Source organism: Mycobacterium syngnathidarum, assembly GCF_001942625.1.
Classification (GTDB): domain Bacteria; phylum Actinomycetota; class Actinomycetes; order Mycobacteriales; family Mycobacteriaceae; genus Mycobacterium; species Mycobacterium syngnathidarum.
In genome coordinates this window covers 1-1509 of sequence record NZ_MLCL01000053.1, presented here as the reverse complement: position 1 = coordinate 1509, position 1509 = coordinate 1, and the positions used below count along the sequence as shown (strand labels likewise).

At 66.9% G+C, this 1509-nt stretch carries 1 protein-coding gene; it reads left to right on the top strand.

Annotation, left to right across the window (positions count from 1 at the left end):
- Positions 1-167 precede the first annotated feature (167 nt).
- Positions 168-1475, top strand: a complete 1308-nt coding sequence (locus BKG60_RS14420) for an IS4 family transposase (protein WP_120764921.1) — start codon at positions 168-170, stop codon at positions 1473-1475.
- Positions 1476-1509: the final 34 nt, after the last annotated feature.

Below are 1509 nucleotides of genomic sequence, written 5' to 3'. Positions count from 1 at the left end.
CAATGCCGCGCAGTTAGGGATGTGACTGGTGTGGCAATTGTGACACGCCGGGTGAGATACGGATAGGACAGCGGAACTCCCGGTATCGATGGATTGTCCGACCAAAGACACCATCTCACCTGGGAGTTCCGCTGTCCGTTCAGTCTGCCATCGGTGCCTGCGCATCGGTGAACAAGGGTCCGTTCGCGCCTGGTCATCTGGGCGAGTTGACCCGGATCGTGTCCCCCGATCTCGTCGATGCCGCGTTGGAGGCCACGCGCACGACCCAGCGGCGGGTGCGGGTGCTGCCCTCGCGCGTCGTGGTCTATCTGCTCTTGGCCGCAGCGCTATTCGCCGAGATCGGCTATCAGCAGGTCTGGGCGCGCCTCGTCGCCGGACTTGACCCGGCCGACGTGGCCAGGCCGGGATCCTCGGCGTTGTCCCAAGCCCTGCGACGCGTGGGAGTCGCGCCCCTGCGCGAATTGTTCACCCTGGTCCGCGGGCCGGCGGCTGGCGCGCCACGCTGGCACGGCCTGCTGGTCTGCGCCATCGACGGCACCTCGCTGTTCGTGGCCAACAGCGCGGCCAACGCCGCAGCGTTCGGACGCCAGACCGGCCGGCCCGACGCAGCATCGGGCTATCCGATGCTGCGATTGCTCACCGTGGTGGCCTGTGGCACCCGCACCGTCGTCGACGCTGTGTTCGGCCCCTACCGGGTCGGCGAAACCAGTTACGCACCAACACTACTGCGATGCCTGAAGCCCGGAATGCTGCTGCTGGCCGACCGCAACTTCGCGGCCACCGCGTTGGTCGAGCAGATCACCGCAGCTGAAGCCGACCTACTCATCCGCTGCCGAGACACTCGGGCCCTGCCGCCGATCAAACGGCTAAGCGACCGCAGCTGGCTGGCCCGGATGGGCACGGTCACCGTGCGCGTCGTCGATGCCCGCATCAGCGTGCGCGCGGACACCGGGGCCACCCGAACCGGTCACTACCGCCTTGTCACCACACTGACCGACGAAAGGCGTTACCCGGCAACCGAACTAGTCAGCCTGTACCACCAGCGATGGGAAATCGAAACCAGCTACCTGGAAGTGAAATCAACCATCCTGGGCGGCCGCGTGCTACGCGCAGCCACCCCGGCCGGGGTCACCCAGGAGGTCTACGCCCTACTGATCACCTACCAGGCCCTGCGGACTGCGCTGGCCGACGCGAGCCTGACCCGACCCGACGTCCACCCCGACCGACTCAGCCTCACCGTGGCGTTGCACGCAGCCCGCGACCAGGTCGTCCAGGCCGCCGCAGCGATCGCCGAAACCAGCGTCGACCTCATCGGTGGCATCGGCGCCCTCGCGCTGCACCACCACCTACCAGCACGTCGATCACGCTCATGCCCCCGAGTGGTCAAAAGAGCCATCTCCAAGCACCGCGCCAAAGGTGCCATCGACCGCACCAACCACACCACCGCCATCACCATCGAAATCCTCGACGGTTGACAACCGACCGACACCCCTAACTGCGCGGCATTGC